The organism is Vibrio hepatarius, assembly GCF_018860525.1.
Lineage (GTDB): Bacteria > Pseudomonadota > Gammaproteobacteria > Enterobacterales > Vibrionaceae > Vibrio > Vibrio hepatarius_B.
Window position 1 is genome coordinate 87843 of the sequence record NZ_JAHKPM010000042.1, and the last position, 20615, is coordinate 108457.

Below are 20615 nucleotides of genomic sequence, written 5' to 3' on the forward strand. Positions count from 1 at the left end.
TTGAGGACTTACCTTGCAGTTTGAGTTTCATTTTGGGCTTTAATAGTCATTTTAAGTTGTATGTACTTTTCCTTGAGAAACAGAAATTTCAATTCGTTGAGCAAAGATAGTTTGCTACGTTGCGGAAGGATTGTTCTTAATACTACTGAAGTGATATTGACCAAAAGCAATGGATAAATAGGTTAAACTATATGAGTCTCTATGATAGGTTGTAAATAGTGAGGTAACATTTTGCTCATAGACAGAAAACTGATATTTGCTACGGCCAATTTATTTAATTTCATTGAGCCCCCTTACGCCTTTTATGATTTTGAAAATATTTATTCTAGAGAGCAGTGGAAGAAGAAATGTCGTTGGACAAGGAAAACGATTGAATCATTAGACGCTGACATTATTGCGATTCAGGAAATATTTAGTATAGATTGCGTGAAGCATATGTTGTATAAACTCGGTTATCTGTACTTTGTACATGTTGATCAAGCATACGTTGAAAGCGACTATATCTATAGTCATCCAATTGTTGCTTTGGCTTCGAAATACCCTATTTTACACGCACATCCAGTGACTGTTCCTAGAGATTTGCTTGAAGGGTATGGCATTCAACAGCTTGACTTCAGTCGTAAACCCATTTGTGCAGTTGTAGATGTTCCTGATATTGGTCAAGTAGCCGTTTATGCTTGTCACCTAAAATCACAAAGGGAGACACAGGCAATCCAAAGCGATAAGAGGCACTCTCTTGTGGGGCAATGGTTATCCAGCCAGCAGAGAGGTTGGGAAGCTGTGATGATTCGTATAGCCATGGAAGAAACCTATAGTAAAAACCCAATGCCAACGGTTCTTATGGGGGATTTAAATCAGCCTATTACTAGTGATGTGGTTGGATTATTGACCAAACCTATCGACATAGGTAGCCATAAGTTGGTACTTCAAGACAGCTGGGACATAGTTAATCGTGGGCTGGTGGATATTCAGCGTCCAGCGACACACTATCATTTCTCTTCAGGTAAGGTGCTTGACTATATATTATTTTCTCAAGAGTTTCAGCCTGAATCACCATTCTCAATGGCAGATATTATTGAATACCACACTATTGATACGCATCTCATTAATCCAAATTTTGAACATGATGACCAATCCAGTGACCATGCTTTTGTCTCTGTCACTGTCCAATTCGTCTTATGAGTGTTTTAAAATGGAAATAGGCAGAAAGAGCTGATTTTTCTGCCTGTAAGGTGAGTTAGTTATTAAACTCGGTTTCCAATTCCTGCTCTGCTATTGCTAGCATCTCAAATTCTTCTTCGGCTGTTGCCGCGACAAGGTTATGTCGGCTGTAAAGGATGTAATATACACCGCCAATAGCGTAAAGGCCAAGTGTCAAAAAGAAGGCTAATGGGGAAAATGCATATACACCTGTCATTGCGATCAGAGATAAAATTAGAGAGATACTTGACGTTACTATGCCCCCTGGAGTTTTATATGGACGCACTAATAGTGGTTGTTTAATACGCAGCAATATATGGCTTAGTGATATTAGTGCATAAGAAACGGTTGCACCGACGACAGCCATAGCCAAAATGAGGTCGCCTTCACCTGTTAAAGACACGACAAGCCCTAAAATTCCGGGTAGTATTAATGCTTGAGTTGGTACTTTATTTTGATTGGTAAGTGACAAGCTTTTGGGTAAATACCCTGCACGGGATAAAGCAAAAACCAGTCGGCTATAGCCATAAATAATCGAGAAGAAAGAGGCGATAAGCCCCGCTAGACCGAGTATATTCACTAAGGTTGCAATAGATGAATAGCCACTTAAATTGAGTGCATCAACTAAGGGGACCGAGCTATTGCCTATCACCTTGGCACCGACCGCACCGGCTAACAAGAAAACGACAAGTGCTGCGGTGAATAAAAGAAACGTCATAGCGCCAATAATACCTTTTGGTACATCTTTTACTGGATTCTTCGCTTCTTCTGCAGCTAATGGAACACCTTCCACTGCTAAAAATAACCACATTGCAAATGGAAGCGCAGCCCATACTCCATACCATCCCATTGGTAACACTTCCGTTGCTGCGTAAGTCGCTGGTGCAATATCGAATAGATTATTTATATCGAAATGACCTATTAGTGCTCCCGCAGTAAGTACTATAGCGACAACAGCGAGAGCACTAATGACCATCATTACTTTCAGTGCTTGGCCTACGCCGGACAAATGGATAGCAATAAAGACAAAATAGAAACAGGCGTAGACAATGGGACCGTCAATCCCAAGGAGCTCATTGACCGCTGAGCCAATAAAAATCACTATTGCAGCAGGAGCTAAGGCATACTCAATCAAAACGGAAAGACCAGTAATATAGCCACCAACGGGCCCCATTGCTTGGCGGGCAAAGCTGTATCCGCCACCTGCAGTAGGAATTGCCGCAGACATTTCGGCCAGTGACAGTACAAGAGTAAAGTACATGAGTGCCATGGTCAGTGCTGCGATAAGAAAGCCCGCCCAACCAGCTTGCGCAATACCAAAATTCCATCCGGCAAAATCGCCAGAAATAACATACGAAACGCCCAAACCGGCGAGCAGGATCCAACCTGCGGACCCGCGTTTTAGCTGTCTTTTGGCGAGATAATTCTGACGTTCATCAGACATGATAATTCCCTCTATCATTTAGTTATTGGTGGTGTTAAAAAATTGGTTGAAGACTTGCTTTTGAGCACTTGACTGCTATTGTCATCGCTGCGATCTTTTAAATCGATACCTGATATTTGTCGTTGAAGTGATTCGTTGAGTAAGTAGTATGCTTTTTGACAGGCTTCTTGGTAATTGAGCCCTTCTGGCCTGATATTGGAAATACAGTTTCGGCTTGAGTCCTGCTTACCACGTATGGGGTTCCAAGTAATGTAAAGCCCCATACTATCTGGTGATGTTAGTCCTGGCCGTTCTCCAATAAGAATCAAGGTGATCTTAGCTTTATAGCATTCACCGACATCATCACCACAAGCTACACGTCCTTGCTTTACTATGGTGATAGGGGCTAAGGACCAGTTATGTTCACTGTTAGAATTAAGAAGAGTGATTAGTTGGCCCACAACGTGTACTGCATGATCCTGAATGGCGGTGGAAGATAGGCCATCAGTTATAACAATTGATAAATCATAGTTATCCGCATTCTTAGCTTGGTAGTCGCTTATTTTCTGCCAAGATGCTTCATCAAGCTGGCGTCCTAAATCGGGGCGTTGTAGATACATGAGTCGATTAGAGACTTTGCTATTGACGACTATTGGTAGATCTGGAGTATGTTCTGTGATGCATTTTTGAATGCAAAGCTCTTCCATGAGCTGGTCTATATTTAAAGCCCGATGTACTGCATCTTTTGCTCTTGCATGATCAAGCTGAAATGCCAGCATTTCATGAGTAGGGATGCTATTTCCTGCTCGCCCGAGTGCGATTCTTGCCGATGTAAACTGGCGCAGAATTTGCCAAGGATTTGAGATGACTTGTAACGATTCTTTGTTACCTTTGCTAGGCTGGTCACTCACTTGATTTCTCCTTACTGATTGTAAGCAGTGAATCAGAAAAGGGTTTCGCTATGCTTTTGGTCAGGCGTACTTCATCGAGGCTATCAAAAATATTCATTTTTATAAGCCAGCTTTCGAACTCTGGTGCAGGCTTCAGTCCTAGTACTTGTCTGGCGTATAAAGCATCATGGAACGAGGTTGTCTGATAATTCAACATTATGTCATCTGATCCTGGGATACCCATGATAAATGAGCAACCTGCGACGCCGAGTAATGTGAGAAGATTGTCCATATCATTCTGATCTGCATAAGCATGATTGGTGTAGCAAACATCACACCCCATAGGTAGACCGAGCATTTTTCCGCAAAAATGGTCTTCAAGGCCAGCACGAATAATCTGCTTACCATCAAATAAGTACTCAGGACCGATGAAACCAACAACTGTGTTGACTAAAAGAGGATCAAAATGCCTTGCGACTGCATAAGCTCTTGCTTCACATGTTTGTTGATCTACACCAAAATAGGCATCCGCAGAAAGTGCTGTACCTTGGCCTGTTTCAAAGTACATACAGTTATTACCCACACTCCCACGATTTAGAGATAGAGCCGCTTCTTGAGCTTGTTTAAGAATATCAAGATTGACTCCGAATGCCTTGTTAGTACCTTCTGTACCTCCGATGGATTGGAATACAAGATCGACAGGTGCACCTTTTTCTATTGCTTCGATGGTATTGGTGACATGGGTAAGTACGCATGACTGAGTGGGTATTTGGTAATGTTGAATCACCTCATCTAACATCGAAAGAAGTTTAATGGTCTGAGGTACATTGTCGGTAGCAGGGTTGATGCCAATGACAGCATCTCCATTACCATACATCAAACCATCAAAGATAGTCGCTGCTATTCCATCTAAAGAATCTGTTGGGTGATTGGGTTGAAGGCGTGTTGATAACCTGCCAGACAAACCAATAGTATTACGAAATGCAGTATGTATACGACATTTCTTGGCAACAGCAATGAGATCTTGATTACGCATTATTTTACTGACGGCAGCAAGCATCTCTGGAGTGAGACCTAGTCGAATTTTTGTCAGCATATGACTATCAGCCTGATCGCTAAGTAACCAGTTACGAAAATCTCCAACGGTTAGGTGAGAAATAGGGCTAAATGCGGCAATGTCGTGACTATCGATAATCAGACGTGTTACTTCATCATCTTCGTAAGGTATGACAGATTGTTGCAAAAAAGTTTTTAATGGTAGTTCTGCAAGCGTCATTTGAGCTGCAACTCGCTCCGTTTCAGAACAAGCACTGACTCCTGCAAGAATATCCCCAGATCTCTCAGGGCTTGCCTTGGCCATCAGATCGGCTAAAGATTGGAACTGATATAGATGGTTTCCTTGCTGCCAGCGATACCTTGCTGTCATTGCGTATTCTCCTTCTAATTAATTCAGAAGATAAATGAATTAACCCTGATTCGTTAACTAATTGTAATAAATAGAGCTCGATTAGAGTAATGACTTAACAATGAGAAAGCCACAGTTAAATATGGAGTGTGAATTCTTTATATATTTAACAATATCAATAACTTTCATCTCTAGTGACCTTTTTTCTGCAGCGTAAGATAAGAAAACAACGATATAAAAACTGGGATAAATATCTCGCTTTCTTTATCTCAGGACTGTTCACATACTGTTTGTCATAAAAGATGGTAGGTTTACCTAGTTGGAGAAGTTCATCATACCTGGCTATGACGTTTGTATTACTTCTTTACGCTTTATCAGCAATAAGGCTTTCAATGATTTCGTTACATCGTTGTTTAGATAGAGATGTTCTATCAGACAGGTAGTAAGATTTGCGAAGTAGAAATTGGTCAGTTATCAGTTTTATTTCCACTGGAAGGTGCTGAGTCGTTCTAAGATATAGGGCACTAATAAGTGCTGGTGTAGTATCAAAGTCTCTTAAACAGTAGATCATCTTTTGATTCAGTTTGTGACTATTTGAAAGCTGAATTTGAATTTTGTAGTTAAAATGTTCCTCATTGAATGATGGCGGTATCTCAAACAAACATGCTAGCCATTGCTGCTTAGCTAAAATTTTTTGCATTGAGGAGTAGGAGTTCTTATCGAGCCTATGATGCCACTCTGTTAAAATTTGATTGAATATATAGTGTTTAACCCACACTTCGCACTCTTCAGGATTTAACTGACGAAAAAAACGCCATACATAAGCTTTGATAATGCGTGGCGCGGCTTTATCTTTCCAGATTTTATCACTGAGTTGCTCAACGTTTTGTTGTGTGATGATAGATTTATCTTGATTCAGTTTTGGTACCCATGACCATGATTCTTGGTATGGTATACGAGTGTTTAGTATCGTTTTAATTGACTGCTTGATAGGCAAGTTGAGACTTGGAGCAGGGTCTAAAGGGATAGACATTGCGCTAATTGAGGTAATCTGCATTTTGGTATCTTTTCTATATCATAAGCGCAGCAGTAAACCATAGCTGATATTAACTTGATAAATGAAAAGTCATGAAGTATCAATAAAAGTTGCGTGTGGTTGAAACAAATCTTATAAATGCAACGTTCAGGTTTTAGCGTGTTTAATAAGCCAATTACATAGTTGAAGTTCTGAAAAGAAATTTTATTTAACGGTTTGGTACTGTTCGCATTATGTAGGAAGGCATAACTTCATCGTAATTCAGGGTTTTTCTTGATTATACTTTAATTTTTTGTAGCAAAAATAAGATTATCCACCAATTATATATACCTGAAAACTATTTAATTTTGCATGTATATTGTATTTTGTGCGCGTACCAATATTACTTTTCATATGTTCCTGATATCATACTTACATTGGTAATTATTATCTTTGCCTAAATTCAGATAGTGGTGTCATATGAAAAGTAATAGTGAGCAACTGGCTATATTAAGAGATAACATCCAGTTTGGTCTGTATCAAGGTAAAGAGACGAAAGCATCATTGAGTAGGAAAACTGGTATTACCCGCTCGACTATATATAAAATACTTGATGGAAAGGTAGAGCGCGTTCAAACCTCTACAGTTGAAAAAATTGCAGATTTTTTCGGTACAACGTGTTACATCATCCAAAATGAGTCTCTTGAATCTTATTGTACAGATGCTTTAGTGACTGTAGATGGTAATAAGAATCCAATTGCGGTACCTATTTTGACCGAACATGAGTTTATTGTGAAAGGGGACCATTATGTCAGTGAAATGGTAACTGAATACCCTCTTACTTATCACTTTTCTCAAAGCAAAAATGTTGTTGCTATCCTAGTTGGAAAATGGCTATCTGCTAACTACACAAGAGGTAATTTGTTGATTGTCGATCGCTCCAATCGTCATATGAAAGAGTCGAGCCAGCTTATTGTTCGTGATGGTAATTTATGCTCAGTACCATTTTATGAACCACTAAAACCCAACGATTATTTTTTTGGAAGTATTCTTGAGGAGCGTTACAGTGTTTAACAATAAATACAAGTTAATTGGTTTTAGTGAAAATCCAGATATGACAGCGAGTATTATGATTAGAGGTACTGGCAAGGTGGTTGAAATACCACCAAATGAATTATTGAAAAGTGATGTAGCAGATGACTTGAATCGTAGTGAATTAGTAGAAGTTTGTAAGAAGGCATATTCAAAATCAAGCTTTGAAGGAGCGTATGAATTAGAAGACCGGCATGAAAATTACTGGATGAGTTATTCTTTTTTAGTGCTTTGTCTTTGCTCGCTTTTTACACTTTCCAATTTGACTGGTATCAAACCTATAGAAATATTTGATACAGGCTTAGTTGTTCCGATCGCTATTTTTCTGTACCCGATTTCATTTATATTTGTAGATATTTTAAACGAATTTTATGGATTGAGGCTGGCGAGAAAGGCTATTATTAAGTCAACCAGTGTTAATGCTGTCATTTTAGCCTTTATTTATTTGTCAACCTTAGTTCCCAGCATCGAACAGTGGAAGGCTATGGATGAACAATATTTAAAGCTTGTTGGTAGTATGATGGCTGTGTTCGTTGCTTCGCTAAGCTCATATTTTGTTTCAGAGAACATTAATGCTTATATTTTGAACAAAATTAAGTTGATCACTAATTCTCGATGGTTGGCTGTTAGGGTTATTGTGAGTACCAGTATTGCATCAATAGTAGATAGTGCTTTGTTTATTGGTATTGCCTTTTATAATGTTATACCTAATGACGTGTTAGTTGTCATGTTTTTTAGCCAAGTATCCATTAAGATACTCTATGCGCTAATTAGCGTTGGGCCTATCTATTATGCTAGAAAGTTGTTTTCTCGGTTAATCAATGTCAAGGAGTCGTAATCAATGGCAATTTATAACAAGAATCTAGGAAAAAAAACAGAATATATTCCTCACTATAAACCGGAATTACTAGATCCGATTCCTCGTGCTAGAGGGCGTTCTGAGATAAAAGACTATGTCCAAGCAACACAGTCTGGCTATGATTTATGGACAGCTTTTGAAATATCTTGGCTGAATAGTAAAGGAAAACCAGTTGTCGCAATAGGTGAATTTGTTATTCCCCATACATCTAATAATTTGATTGAATCAAAATCTTTTAAACTGTACCTCAACAGCTTTAATCAAACTCGATTCGACTCTCAAGATATTGTGATGCTGCAAATGAAAGAGGATCTCAGTCAAGCTGCTGGAGCGGAAGTGTTAGTTTCTTTTACCGCTGTAGATGAGCCTCAAGAAACGCTTGTCGATAAGAAAAACTACTGCATCGATGAATTGGACATTACGGTGGATTCATTTGTTTACGAGGAAGATGCATTGTTGGGAAGTACAGAAGGTCAATATGTTACAGAGTCATTGTGTTCTCATCTTCTGAAATCTAACTGTTTAGTAACCAATCAGCCTGATTGGGGAAGTGTGTACATCCGCTACGCAGGGGGAAAAATTGATCATGAAGCGCTTTTACGCTATTTGATTTCATTCCGTGAACACAATGAGTTCCATGAACAATGTGTTGAGCGTATTTACTCTGATATCAAGCGCTGCTGTAAACCTGAAAAACTCACAGTTTTTGCAAGATATACACGTCGAGGAGGGCTTGATATTAACCCTTATCGAAGTGATTTTGAAAGTGAAATCTGCTCAGTAAGAAACCCAAGACAGTGAATATAGCCACAATTGTGGATGTGATGTTACTTGGAGTAATAATCAAGTTGATCTAATTGGCATCTTTATACTTTAGAGCGGGGTAGGTTTACTATTGAACCTCCTACTCTCATAAAGCAACATTTGACTTAGCTCGCGTGTGTTGATTTTGACTAAAATCAGCGTGCTTTCTCTTGTTTATGTCTGATGTTGCCTATACTTAAAACAGGACAAACTGGGCAAACCTGTCGTGAGGCGGGGACGCAAAGTGACAGCACAGCTTGGCGCTGTGGGCTGCATTGCATTAGCTTTAGGGGAACCTGACTATGCTTACATTACCCACTTCACTTACCAACCAATTCAAGCAATGTATCCTGACGACTAGGATTTTGAAAAAAGAATCAGTTTCATTTCATCAGTTAATTAATGGACTAAACGGCTATTCTGGGTTGCTGTCTATGACTAATGAACATCTACTATGCTGTTGTGATAAAGCGACGTTAAATGAGTTTCGAGAGACGGGTGTTCTATTTAGCGGTCATCTATTTAAACTTAATGAACTTGATGCGCTTAGCATCACTGAAGCTCCGGTGTTTGCGAATGCTGCCAAAGTAATCAAATAAAGTAATCAAATAGCTGAGTTTTTTAAGGTTAATTTTAGCTTCTTTAAGCATCATTCTAGATGCTTAAAGGTTTTTTTTAAATAGGAAAAATACTGAATACCCTTTAGTAAAATTGGTTTGATTATCTATAATTGACTGAAAACATTAATTAAAAATGTGATTTTTTTTGAATTTGTGTGATTAGTTTTTTCCTATTGTACGAGTCCTGTCAAGTGGTAGAGGGCGGCTTGAAAGAGGGCGAAAACAAATCTTCACATGTATTCACGCTACAAGATTAGTACAAGCGTTTATATTATTGGCGTCTAATTCAGCTAGGAAATATAAATATGATAACAATAGAGCATAATGAATCCTTGTTTCAGAATATGGTTAGCCACACTGATAGAGATGATTCGACCGTCGGTTTGACAATATTCATGGGAGAAAAAATACTGACTGGAGAGCTTATATCCGAGCGTCGTTACTTTGAACTTGTCAATGAGCATCTACAAGATAGTACAGAAAATCTAGCATTTGATTGCCAACTGGCATTGGGTAGAGACAGTTCTGGTGATAGCCAGTATTTCCACCTGAAAAATGCCATCTATATTGATTCTCATGGACGATCTATGCCTGCAGAAGGTTGCCTGCTACGAGGAAGAGTGTCTAGTGTTCAAGCTGTTTCTATCGGCTCGTGGCTACTACCTAAATAAAGCTCTGTTAGCCACTGCTGTATTGATGGTGGCTCTCAGTTGGTACTTTGGTTGTATGATGAGTGCGATGTAGTATACTTGGACTTCGCCCGGTAAAATTTGAGTTAGTATGTTTGACTCTTTACGTCTATGCCTGCATCAGAAATCCATTTAACTTATCAATCAATGATTAGCTCATGATACCGTTTTCTAAACATCTCCCCAAAAATATGGATTACTCAAAAGTTAGGCTCATTGTCTAGCGATGAAAGTTTGTGGGATTATAAGAAAAGTAGCCTTCTTACTTAGAAGGCTACTCGAATAGAGCGACGCTATTTAGATTTTCTTTGTAAATCTTTACGTGTAAGCTTTTCTTGTCTGCGTTGTGTGATGACTTGGTCTGCGTTACCACCGACATGGGACTCACCACGAGCATTAGCTAACTGAACTTGTTTTTCTCGTTCACGGAATCTAGCTTTTTGTTCATCAGTATGTTTATCGGTGCATTTAGGGCAGCTTACCCCTTTTTCGTATGATGGCGAATCCATATCTTGAGGGGTTATTGGTAGTCTGCATGCGTTACACATTTCGTACAGACTCTTTTCTAATTGGTGATTGACGGCAACGCGCCCATCAAAAACGTAGCAGTCACCTTGCCACAAGCTCTCTTCTTCAGGTACCTCTTCGAGGTATTTCAGAATTCCTCCCTCCAGGTGGTAAACTTCCTCAAAACCTTGCTCTTTCATATAAGCTGTCGACTTTTCGCAGCGAATGCCACCAGTACAGAACATGGCGACTTTTTTGTGTTTCGCTGGATCCATATTTTCTGCCACGTAAGAGGGGAATTCTCTGAAAGAGTCAGTATTTGGGTTAATGGCGTTCTTGAAGGTACCGATATCTATCTCGTAGTTATTTCGGGTATCGACGACTAAAACGTCGGGATCTGATATTAAGTCATTCCATTCATTGGGTTTGACGTACGTTCCGACTACATGACGTGGATCGATACCTTCAATACCAAGGGTAACAATTTCTTTTTTTAGTTTGACTTTGGTACGATGGAAAGGCTGATGTATATCGTAAGATTCTTTATATACTATGCCTGCAAGTCGTGAGTCGTTTCTAAACCAAGCTAAAAGGGCATCAATGCCTTGTCGGTTGGATGCTACGGTGCCATTAATACCTTCTTTGGCAAGTAACAAGGTACCGCGAACCTGGTGTTTTTCCATCAGCACTCTTAGTGGTTCACGAAGTTCTTGGTAATCTTCTAAACGCACAAACTTATATAAGGCACATACTACATAATCGGTCATGATTTTTCCTTTTTAGCGAATTGGATCGTAAATCCAGAGCTGTTATTTGAATCATGCGAAGTATAGCGAACTGCCTTGCAAATAAACATGAGTATTTACTAAGGGAAAATCAAGTGGACATCTAGAAAGTGTCCACTCTCGGTGAGCAGGGTATATGGAGTCTGATTAAGGTTTTAGATTTAGCGCGTTATCAATATCGTCAGCACTATGTCTTTCCGGAACCTGCTCCCAGCTCTCGCCCCAAGTTCGATTAACAATATGACCACGTTTAACAGCAGTGCGGTTTTCTACTGTTTTAGCCCAGCGTTGGAGGTTTTTATAGCTATCAACGTCTAAGAACTTGGCAGCATCGTACAATTTTCCTAATACGAGGTTACCGTACCATGGCCAAATAGCGATGTCTGCAATACTGTATGCCTCACCAGCAATAAAGGAATGTTTTTCAAGTTGTTTATCTAGTACATCGAGTTGTCGTTTAGCTTCCATTGAGAAGCGGTTAATCGGGTATTCGAATTTTTCAGGTGCATAGGCATAAAAATGGCCGAAGCCACCTCCAAGGTAAGGTGCAGATCCTTGAAGCCAAAATAGCCAATTCATTACTTGGGTCTTCGCCGCTATTTCACTGGGGAGAAAGTGGCCAAATTTTTCAGCTAGGTAGAGCAAAATGTTACCTGACTCAAAAACACTAATGTCTTCGTTATTTGAACGGTCAATAAAAGCTGGAATTTTGGAATTGGGATTGATGGCAACGAAATCTGAGCCAAACTGATCGCTTTCCCCAATTCTTATCAAATGAGCATCATATTCAGCTTCTTCTATGCCGAGTGCTAGCAGTTCTTCTAGCATAATCGTCACCTTTTGACCATTTGGTGTACCCATGGAATAAAGCTGGAGTGGATGTTTACCTATGGGTAATGATTGGTCATGGCGAGCCCCAGAGTCAGGACGATTGATGCTCGACCATTGGCCACCATTTTCATTTTCCATTGTCCAGACAGTAGGTGGTACATATTTGTTAGCCATTAGCATTCCTTATTTAATTTGATTGCGCCAGCAATAATAGACCTTGGGGCAAGCCATAAAAATACAAACCCTTTGAAGAGAACTTTGTTATACCTAAGAGTTATTACACTTAACTCTTAGGTAATAATGAGTAGAGTTTAGTTGTGTGACTTAAGCAAGTTCAACACATCTTTGAGTGAAGGCAAAATTGTGTGCCCAAACGCGATAACTTCGTCACAGGGGGCCACTAGGTCAGGGATTTGAAATGTTGTCATTTGAGCAGCGATTGCACTACGAACGCCATTGCTGGAGTCTTCAAAAGCGAGGCAATGCTTAGCATTAACACCAAGTCTATCGGCAGCTAAAAGGTAGATTTCTGGATCTGGCTTTCCGGCGGAAACTTCGCAGCCGCAGGTTAATCCCTCGAAGAATTTGTCTAATCCTGACAGTCGGAGTTTAATTTCAGCAATATCACGCTGGGTGGAAGTTGCCACAGAGGTGGGAATGCTATTTTCTTTAAGCCAAGTTAATAATTCCACCACGCCTTCTTTGATTGGGATGGGTTGATGTTTGACTATAGCATCATAGTTTAGTCTCCATTCGTTATGGAGCTTATCTAGGTCATCTCCGTAGGCTCGACGAAATATTTTTTCAATTCCTGCTGAGTTTCGGCCAATGATAGACAGGTAGACATCTTTATAAAACGGGAGTTGGACGTTAGTGCATGCTTGTTTGAATATACGCATACATACTTTCTCGGTGTCCAGTAATAAACCATCCATATCAAAGATAGCAGCTTGGAAGTTCATTAAAAACTCAATTAATCTCTAGGGGATTATGCATTTTTGCATACTATAGAGTTTGAGTAAATTTAAAGCCGAGTTATGTACTATTTTGTAAAGATATTAGAGAGAGCTAGTGTCTAATATCTCATTCTGGTGGAGCAAATATTCATTTGAATAGGTTCAAGCGTACATTGAGCTTTGGTAGCACCCAACATACGCTTTAATCGCTAAGTTAATAAAAAATGAACAACTCTTGTGTGTCAAACAGTTTAAAAAACTCGAACCCTTTCATTGCTAACTCTCCTTATTTATCCATCTTTGATGGATAGGTATGTCACATTGTATGAATCTTGTTTCTTATTGAGTGTTACTCTATTTAACCTAGTTTAAAACTGTGTGATTGCCAAAAAATGAGTGAATTTCGGAAGATTAGCCCTCATGGCCATATGCATGACCATGAGGTACAGCTGATTCACTGATTGAGGTCGAAACGATCAGCATTCATTACTTTTGCCCATACTTTGACAAAATCTTGGACAAACTTTTCTTTGTTGTCATCTTGTGCATATATCTCTGCGTAGGCCCGTAATACCGAGTTAGAACCAAATACTAGGTCGACTCTGGTTGCCGTCCATTTTTCGTTGCCACTTTTCCGCTCAATTATCGAGTATGAATTACGCCCTGTTGGTACCCAAGCGTAGCGCATATCGGTTAGATTAATGAAAAAATCGTTACTTAATGCGCCTATATTGTCAGTAAACACCCCGTGAAGTGTATTTGAATGATTAGTGCCTAGAACACGCATTCCACCAATTAACACTGTCATCTCTGGAGCAGTTAAACCCAGTAATTGCGCGTGATTTAACATGAGCTCTTCAGGGCCTACCGAATAGTGCTGATTTTGCCAGTTACGGAATCCATCCGCTATAGGTTCCAAAACACTAAATGATTCCACATCCGTCTGATCTGATGTTGAATCTCCACGACCTGGAGAGAATGGTACAACAATGTTTATACCTGCGGCTTTTGCTGCTTGTTCAATCCCTACATTTCCAGACAACACAATCGCATCTGCAATGCTCATGTTGAATTCATTTGCGATATTTTCGAGTACAGCTAACACTTTTGACAATCTTTCGGGTTCGTTACCTTGCCACTGATTTTGCGGTGCGAGTCGTATTCGAGCACCATTTGCACCGCCACGTTTATCTGAGTTTCGAAATGTGCGTGCACTATCCCAAGCTGTGGAGACCATATCGCCAATACTCAAACCGCTGCTGGCAATTTTGGTTTTAACCGCATCGATGTTATAGCCAGTATTTCCTTTTGGTACAGGGTCTTGCCATAGCAAATCTTCAGCAGGTATATCTGGGCCGAAGTAGCGTGATTTAGGCCCCATATCTCGGTGAGTCAGTTTGAACCAAGCTCTGGCGAAGGTTTCTGAGAAGTATGCTTGATCTTTATGAAAGCGTTCTGAAATTTTGTGATATTCAGGGTCAATTCGTAAAGCCATGTCAGCATCTGTCATAATGGGGTTAACCCGAATGCTAGGATCTTCCACATCGACAGGTTTATCTTGCTCATCAATTTCAACCGGTTCCCATTGCCATGCTCCAGCCGGACTTTTCTTCAAATCCCAGTCTTCCTCAAGCAAGAGACGGAAATATCCGTTGTCCCACTGAGTGGGATTTGTTGTCCATGCTCCTTCAAGTCCACTTGTCATAGTGTCTCGGCCTATGCTTCTTGAGGTATTATTATTCCAGCCTAACCCTTGCTCATCAAATTCTGCTCGTTCTGGTTCTGGTCCTATATTTGACTCACTGCCATTACCATGAGCTTTACCAACGGTGTGCCCACCGGCGGTTAGTGCAACAGTTTCCTCATCATTCATCCCCATGCGTTCAAATGTTGTGCGCATATCTTGCGCAGTTTTTAATGGGTTAGGTTTACCGTCCACACCTTCTGGATTGACATAAATAAGCCCCATCATTACGGCAGCTAGAGGGTTTTCTAAATCTCGTTCGCCAGTGTATCGGCTATTTTCGGAACCGCTGGGTGCGAGCCATTGCTGCTCTGCACCCCAATAAATGTCCTTCTCTGGGTGCCAGATATCTTCTCGGCCAAAAGCAAAGCCAAAGGTTTTAAGCCCCATAGATTCGTAGGCCATATTACCAGCTAAGATCATAAGATCTGCCCAGCTCAATTTGTTGCCATATTTTTGCTTAATTGGCCATAGTAGACGCCGCGCTTTATCTAGATTTGCATTGTCAGGCCAAGAGTTAAGAGGGGCAAATCGCTGGTTTCCTGTATCAGCACCGCCTCTACCATCACCTACACGATATGTACCAGCCGAGTGCCATGCCATACGAATCATTAAACCACCATAATGACCCCAATCGGCTGGCCACCAATCTTGGCTCTCGGTCATCAGTGTCTTTAAATCATTCTTTAGTGTTTGGATATCAAGTGTTTTTAGTTGTTCGCGATAACTAAAATTAGCATCCATTGGATTGGTTTTTTGATCATGTTGGTGAAGAATATCCAGATTAAGTGTTTTGGGCCACCAGGCCACATTTGATGAGTCAGAAGAAGTTGCGCCTCCGTGCACAACAGGGCATTGAGCACCAGATTTTGTTTTTTTGTGTTCCATTAATCGCTCCTTAGTGTCCTGCCTCCTAATATGCCAGTAAATATGGCAAGGACTCAGACATCCAGATAATTTATGTTTTACTTATCGCTTGAAGATCGCGTACCTAGAAATGAGCATAGTTGGCATGGGCAGGTATAGAAAACAGTTTATGGCTATATTATCAATAGCCGTTTGCTATCTTGACGTTAAAAGTACAGCTAAGGCTTCAACATATCATTGGTTAACAATTACTTTGATTGCTTTAAAAGTGGTGAAATAAATTGGTTAAGAGAATATTTTAGGCTTGAGATTGAAGATATTTGTTGTTCTGGGTAAAAAAATCAGGCGATATTCTCTAAAAATATTACTATTAACGTTAGGGAAAGTAAAAATAACACTGAATTGCCAGCTATTTTCCCATTTTTTTTGCCCCAATCCTGCACGTTTAGGTGTTTAGGAGGAGACCGGATGATAAAGGTACGAGTTTTTATACTCTTGTTCACGTTACTCGCAATTCGATCTGCGGCGGCGGAACCCGTAGAGCTAGTGACTCTTGAATATCCTCCGTATATTGAAACACGAAATGATCAAGTGACAGGTGTTGCCGTGCTACTGGTCAGTTATATATTTCATCAACTTGAAACACCTGTCAATATTACAGTCCTTCCTTGGGCACGAGCATTGGCTTTAGTTGAACGAGGTAAGGCAGACGGTATTTTTACTGCCTTTAAAAATGCTGAAAGAGAAAAATTCGCAGATTATAGTAAAAACGTACTTTTTGTGCAGAATATTAGCTTAATGGCGCTACGTGGTAGCGGCTATCGACCTGATGAAATTCTGGTAGGTGATGTATCTGATATCGCTCTCTGTGTTGTTAATGGTGTTAGTTATGGTAAACGAATGGATATGAAGATCGCTAAAGGAGGTTTTAGGGCTGTTTTTAAAAGAAACAGTGCTAAAGAATGCGCCCATCTAATTCGCACCAAACGAGCAGATATATGGGTTAACAATGAGTTTGGAGCAAGAAATATCTTGGTACAAGAAAGTTTAGATAAAGCTATCGAAATATTATCCCCTGCCATTGAGGCAACTCCGAGCTATATTGCTTTTTCTAAAAAGCGCGATCGTAAAGTCCTTTTGAACCGTTTTGATGAAGTACTTGCAGAGATGAGACAGGACGGCCGCTACGAGACTATTATTTACGGATACTTTGAGAGTATGAGAATCAAATGTGAATCTACCTTTGAGTAAAAGCATATAAACCGCTACCTTAATAGCGGTTTATTCCATTAACTTGAACCGGTTAACTCAAATCTAATCATGAACAAGTCATCATTGTTAGGGTAGATATCGCGAATAAGCTTTTTTAGCTTGGGCAATGGCAGATGTTCCTGCTCTGCGTGGTAGTGATTGATTTCGTCAAAGTGAAGAGACTCAACCGAAACAATCTTGATGTCACACACTTTCTTGTCTGTTTCTAAAGTAAACACTTCAACCAAGCTATCCGGTGTATAGTAAGACTCAGACTTGTCACGAATTGTAATGGTCTTTTTACCAGAGGTAATAAGCGGCATTAAAGACTCAAAAAAAGTGATACAGGTTGGTGCCTTCATTGTTCATCTTCCCTTTTACGCTTGTTTTTGGGAACGTAATTGAGAATAGATACTGGCACTGGCTTACGTGGTTCAAACCCTTCAATTTCACGGCGCTCAAGCAAATGCCCTAGACGAGACTCGATCATACATAAATTTTTAAAATTGTCTTTAGAGACAAACGATATCGCTTCACCTTGTGCATCCGCGCGACCAGTTCGACCGATACGGTGGATATACTCATCCGCAGGAAAAGGTAGGTCATAATTGATGACACGATTGAGCCCTTCAATATCAATACCGCGAGCGCCCACACCAGTAGCAATCATAAACTTAATGATACCAGCTTTGAAATCTTCTAAAAGCTTAGAGCGAACAGCTTGACTTCGTCCACTGTGGAAAGCTTCGGCTTCTATCCCTCGTTTCTCGAGCTGTTCAGCGAGTTTGGCGGCACCATGCTTAGTCTCGATGAATATTAAAGCTTGGTCCCAGTTATTAACCTTGATTAAATGGCTGAGAAGAGATGACTTTTTGTCTTTATCGACGGTAATCAACCATTGCTCAATATTTTTCTTTGATGCGTGGTGAGCGGCTATAGAAATCTCAAATGGGTTATGCACGGCAGTTTTGGCTAAGTCACGAACCTTATGGGAAAGGGTTGCCGAGAATAACAGGCTTTGAATGTCTTTGGGGAGCCGGCTAAGAACCTTATTGATGTCTTCTATAAAGCCCATGTCTAGCATGCGATCTGCTTCATCAAGAACCAGTATTTCTACCTCATCAAAATGTACCGCGCGTTGACTATACATATCGAGCAGTCTGCCGGGTGTTGCGACTAAGATGTCGACACCATCAATGAGCGCCTGTTTTTGGCTTTTCTCATCGACGCCACCATACATGGCCAGCGAAGTAAGAGAAAGGTTCTGACTGTATACTTGGATTTTTTCTTCAATTTGAGCAGCAAGTTCTCGAGTTGGCGTTAAGATCAACCCACGAATGCGTTTTTTTCGCTGTGTGCTTTCTAGACTTAATTTCTCAAGCATTGGTAGAACAAAGCTTGCTGTTTTTCCAGTGCCTGTCTGAGCTGCTGCGATTAGATCCTCGCCTTGCAAAATGGTAGGTATGGCTTGTGTTTGAATATTAGTAGGCTTTTCATAGCCAATCTTTTCTATCGCTTGGGTAATAGGTTGGCTTAAGCCGAGATTCGAGAATGACATCTATACACTCAATTAGTAAGAGCAGAGTAAAACTGCGTTTGGTATCAAGTTTAACATGTTGGAAGTGTTGCGTAGACTGATTATTTGCAGATGCATTATTGCTTTTGACTAAATATAACGGCCAACTAGGCTAGTTTTAGATCTAACTTTAAGCTGCTTCTTTGCGGTAGAATGTGATTATAAGGAACAAAAAGTAATGATTTGTAAATCCTTACCGGTACTCTTAATGAGCGCAGCTTTAAGTATTAGTGCTCATGCCACTGAAACTGCTGATATGGTTCTAATGAATGCACATATTTATGGGCATCAGTTTGCTGATTCTGTAGCAATTATGAATGGCAGGATTCTTGCCGTTAGTACTCACGATGAGCTAAAGCACTTGATAACTCCATTGACTCAAAGAGTGGATTTGGAAGGTGGGTTTGTTATGCCGGGCTTTATTGACAATCATAACCATATCTTTGAGGCAGCCTCTCAGGTAGGTGGTCAATGTGAATTAAGTATGAGTGCGAATTTGGAGCAACAGGTACCATATTTAAAAGCTTGCCGTGAGGATAGTGTTAAAAGTAACTGGGTCATCGGTTATGGCCACTCAATTGAGTCGTTGTTGGTCGAGGACAATAAACGCACGCCTCTTGAAGTCATTGATGCTATATTTCCCAGCCAGCCTGTTATCATCATGGAACAGACTTCACATTCAATGTGGGTGAATTCCATCGCACTCCAAAAAGCGGGTATTACGATCGATACCCCTGATCCAAAGGGTGGAAAGTACCTTAAAGATAAACAAACAGGCTCACTCAACGGCATTTTACTTGATAACGCTGGAGATATGGTCATGGAGCTGGCTTGGAACAGTATTAAAGGGCAGTTTAACCAAAGCTATGAAGGCCTGATGGCTGGTCTTTACGAAGCTCGAGCCCACGGTATTACGACTATTGGCGATGGCCGGCTTTATTGGAGGAGAGGATGGTATCAGGTATGGAAAGAGGCTGAACGACGAGGTGATATAACGGCTAGAGTGTCGCTTAGACCATGGATCTATCCTGATGAATCAATGAAGAACCAGTTATCGTTTCTGGAAAAAATATGGTCTCCAGATCACACGCGATTATTATGGGTGGATCAGGTCAAAATGTACAGTGATGGGATAATAGTCAATACGACGGCTAAAGTGCTTAATCCTTATCTTCAATCTTATATTCCTACGTACCCAAATGGCATTAATTACATTGGTCCTTTAGCCATGGAGAAATGGTTAGAAGCTTTAGACAACATTGGGTACGGTGCGCATATCCATGCAATTGGAGATGGAGCTATTCGTGAATCCTTGGATGCTATTGCAGTAGTGCGTGAGAAAGGAGGGAAGAAAAATTATACCCTTACGCATGTTGAATTGGTTAACCCGAAAGATATAGAGCGATTTCCCCAATTGGAGGTTAATGCGGACTTTCAAGTGGGTTCGGATTATATTGCTTATCATGACCATCAATGGGCTGAAGCATTTATCGGTGCAAACCGAGCCCGTACAATGATGAATCTCAGAGCTTTTTTTGACTCTGGTGTTAATGTCTCATTAAGCAGTGATTGGAATGTTCATGACATCAACCCTCTAGTGAGTATTACAAATAGCGTTATTATGGGTAAAACGGGCTTACCTAGTATTGAAGATGCGATAGATAGCTATACGATTAATGCAGCCAAAAGTCTTGGTATAGATGATTTAACAGGTTCTATTGATATAGGAAAGGCAGCCGATTTTGTGGTTCTATCTCAAGATATTAGTCACAGTTCAATACAAGAAATTAAACAAGCACAAGTATGGATGACCATTGTTGATGGCAAGGTTGTCTTTGATTTTAATCAGCAGCATCAGAACTGACTACTGCCAGTTAATCCACTTGGTCATTAAAATATATAGTCTAATTTTTATTCCTATATAAAGAATAAATTCTCAAATGAAATTTTATTTTAATTATTTAATACACTATAAAATAAAATCTTGTCTATTGTGATGATTAATCATAGAGATGAAATTCCTTGTAAATAATATAACATTAAGTTAAATTTACCATTTGGTAAATGGCAATAATTTTTTAAGGTAAACTTCAAAGAGAGG

The 20615-nt window shown here is 40.1% G+C and carries 18 protein-coding genes and 1 riboswitch; of the genes, 8 read left to right on the plus strand and 10 right to left on the minus strand.

Going from position 1 to position 20615, the window contains the following annotated elements; genetic code table 11:
- Positions 1–231 precede the first annotated feature (231 nt).
- Positions 232–1182 (plus strand): endonuclease/exonuclease/phosphatase family protein, encoded by a 951-nt coding sequence (locus KO511_RS12315; protein WP_215987716.1) that lies wholly within the window; start codon positions 232–234, stop codon positions 1180–1182.
- A gap of 55 nt (positions 1183–1237) precedes the next feature.
- Here KO511_RS12315 and eat read toward each other — a convergent pair whose 3' ends face one another.
- The 4 genes from eat to KO511_RS12335 form a co-directional block, all read right to left on the minus strand.
- The gene (gene eat, locus KO511_RS12320; RefSeq protein ID WP_215987717.1) at positions 1238–2644 is read right to left on the minus strand and encodes an ethanolamine permease; all 1407 of its coding nucleotides are present in this window, start codon (positions 2642–2644) and stop codon (positions 1238–1240) included.
- Positions 2645–2658: 14 nt separating this feature from the next.
- Positions 2659–3534 carry an ethanolamine ammonia-lyase subunit EutC gene (gene eutC / locus KO511_RS12325; protein WP_215987718.1) on the minus strand — a complete coding sequence of 292 codons (876 nt, stop codon included), beginning with the start codon at positions 3532–3534 and terminating at the stop codon, positions 2659–2661.
- Positions 3527–4939 carry an ethanolamine ammonia-lyase subunit EutB gene (locus KO511_RS12330; RefSeq protein WP_215987719.1) on the minus strand — a complete coding sequence of 471 codons (1413 nt, stop codon included), beginning with the start codon at positions 4937–4939 and terminating at the stop codon, positions 3527–3529. Before KO511_RS12330 ends, eutC begins: the two co-directional genes overlap by 8 nt.
- A gap of 343 nt (positions 4940–5282) precedes the next feature.
- Entirely contained in the window at positions 5283–5975 is a 693-nt protein-coding gene (locus tag KO511_RS12335; RefSeq protein WP_215987720.1) for a hypothetical protein, read from the minus strand.
- Between the two features lie 438 nt (positions 5976–6413).
- Here KO511_RS12335 and KO511_RS12340 point away from each other — a divergent pair, with 438 nt between their 5' ends.
- The 5 genes from KO511_RS12340 (at position 6414) to KO511_RS12360 (ending at position 9979) form a co-directional block, all read left to right on the plus strand.
- Complete coding sequence (locus KO511_RS12340; protein WP_215987721.1) at positions 6414–7007, plus strand: helix-turn-helix domain-containing protein; 594 nt, start codon at positions 6414–6416, stop codon at positions 7005–7007.
- A complete protein-coding gene (locus KO511_RS12345) occupies positions 7000–7863 on the plus strand; it encodes a queuosine precursor transporter (protein ID WP_215987722.1) in 864 nt (287 codons plus the stop codon). The genes KO511_RS12340 and KO511_RS12345 overlap by 8 nt, the downstream gene beginning before the upstream one ends.
- A gap of 3 nt (positions 7864–7866) precedes the next feature.
- The gene (gene queF / locus KO511_RS12350) at positions 7867–8685 is read left to right on the plus strand and encodes an NADPH-dependent 7-cyano-7-deazaguanine reductase QueF (RefSeq protein WP_215987723.1); all 819 of its coding nucleotides are present in this window, start codon (positions 7867–7869) and stop codon (positions 8683–8685) included.
- Positions 8686–8892: 207 nt separating this feature from the next.
- A riboswitch (cyclic di-GMP riboswitch) is annotated at positions 8893–8971 on the plus strand.
- 19 nt (positions 8972–8990) lie between these two features.
- Positions 8991–9287: a hypothetical protein gene (locus tag KO511_RS12355; RefSeq protein ID WP_125322641.1), complete on the plus strand. Its 297-nt coding sequence runs from the start codon at positions 8991–8993 to the stop codon at positions 9285–9287.
- 326 nt (positions 9288–9613) lie between these two features.
- Positions 9614–9979: a hypothetical protein gene (locus tag KO511_RS12360; protein WP_215987724.1), complete on the plus strand. Its 366-nt coding sequence runs from the start codon at positions 9614–9616 to the stop codon at positions 9977–9979.
- A gap of 311 nt (positions 9980–10290) precedes the next feature.
- Here the strand turns inward: KO511_RS12360 and trhO are convergent, their stop codons facing one another.
- The 4 genes from trhO to katG all read right to left on the minus strand — a co-directional run bounded on the left by trhO (position 10291) and on the right by katG (position 15708).
- Positions 10291–11271, minus strand: coding sequence for an oxygen-dependent tRNA uridine(34) hydroxylase TrhO (gene trhO, locus KO511_RS12365; protein ID WP_215987725.1), 981 nt, complete (start codon positions 11269–11271; stop codon positions 10291–10293).
- A 165-nt stretch (positions 11272–11436) separates the two neighbouring features.
- Positions 11437–12294 carry a glutathione-dependent disulfide-bond oxidoreductase gene (gene yghU / locus KO511_RS12370; protein ID WP_215987726.1) on the minus strand — a complete coding sequence of 286 codons (858 nt, stop codon included), beginning with the start codon at positions 12292–12294 and terminating at the stop codon, positions 11437–11439.
- A gap of 137 nt (positions 12295–12431) precedes the next feature.
- Positions 12432–13082 carry an HAD family hydrolase gene (locus KO511_RS12375; RefSeq protein ID WP_215987727.1) on the minus strand — a complete coding sequence of 217 codons (651 nt, stop codon included), beginning with the start codon at positions 13080–13082 and terminating at the stop codon, positions 12432–12434.
- Between the two features lie 448 nt (positions 13083–13530).
- Complete coding sequence (gene katG, locus KO511_RS12380; RefSeq protein ID WP_215987728.1) at positions 13531–15708, minus strand: catalase/peroxidase HPI; 2178 nt, start codon at positions 15706–15708, stop codon at positions 13531–13533.
- Positions 15709–16155: 447 nt separating this feature from the next.
- Here katG and KO511_RS12385 point away from each other — a divergent pair, with 447 nt between their 5' ends.
- On the plus strand, positions 16156–16938 hold the full coding sequence (locus KO511_RS12385) for a substrate-binding periplasmic protein (protein ID WP_215987729.1): 783 nt from the start codon (positions 16156–16158) through the stop codon (positions 16936–16938).
- A 38-nt stretch (positions 16939–16976) separates the two neighbouring features.
- Here the strand turns inward: KO511_RS12385 and yqfB are convergent, their stop codons facing one another.
- Together yqfB and KO511_RS12395 are read right to left on the minus strand one after the other, a co-directional pair.
- Positions 16977–17300, minus strand: a complete 324-nt coding sequence (gene yqfB, locus KO511_RS12390; RefSeq protein ID WP_215987730.1) for a N(4)-acetylcytidine aminohydrolase — start codon at positions 17298–17300, stop codon at positions 16977–16979.
- On the minus strand, positions 17297–18496 hold the full coding sequence (locus KO511_RS12395) for a DEAD/DEAH box helicase (RefSeq protein WP_215987731.1): 1200 nt from the start codon (positions 18494–18496) through the stop codon (positions 17297–17299). Before KO511_RS12395 ends, yqfB begins: the two co-directional genes overlap by 4 nt.
- A gap of 196 nt (positions 18497–18692) precedes the next feature.
- Here KO511_RS12395 and KO511_RS12400 point away from each other — a divergent pair, with 196 nt between their 5' ends.
- Positions 18693–20378, plus strand: a complete 1686-nt coding sequence (locus KO511_RS12400; protein ID WP_215987732.1) for an amidohydrolase — start codon at positions 18693–18695, stop codon at positions 20376–20378.
- Positions 20379–20615: the final 237 nt, after the last annotated feature.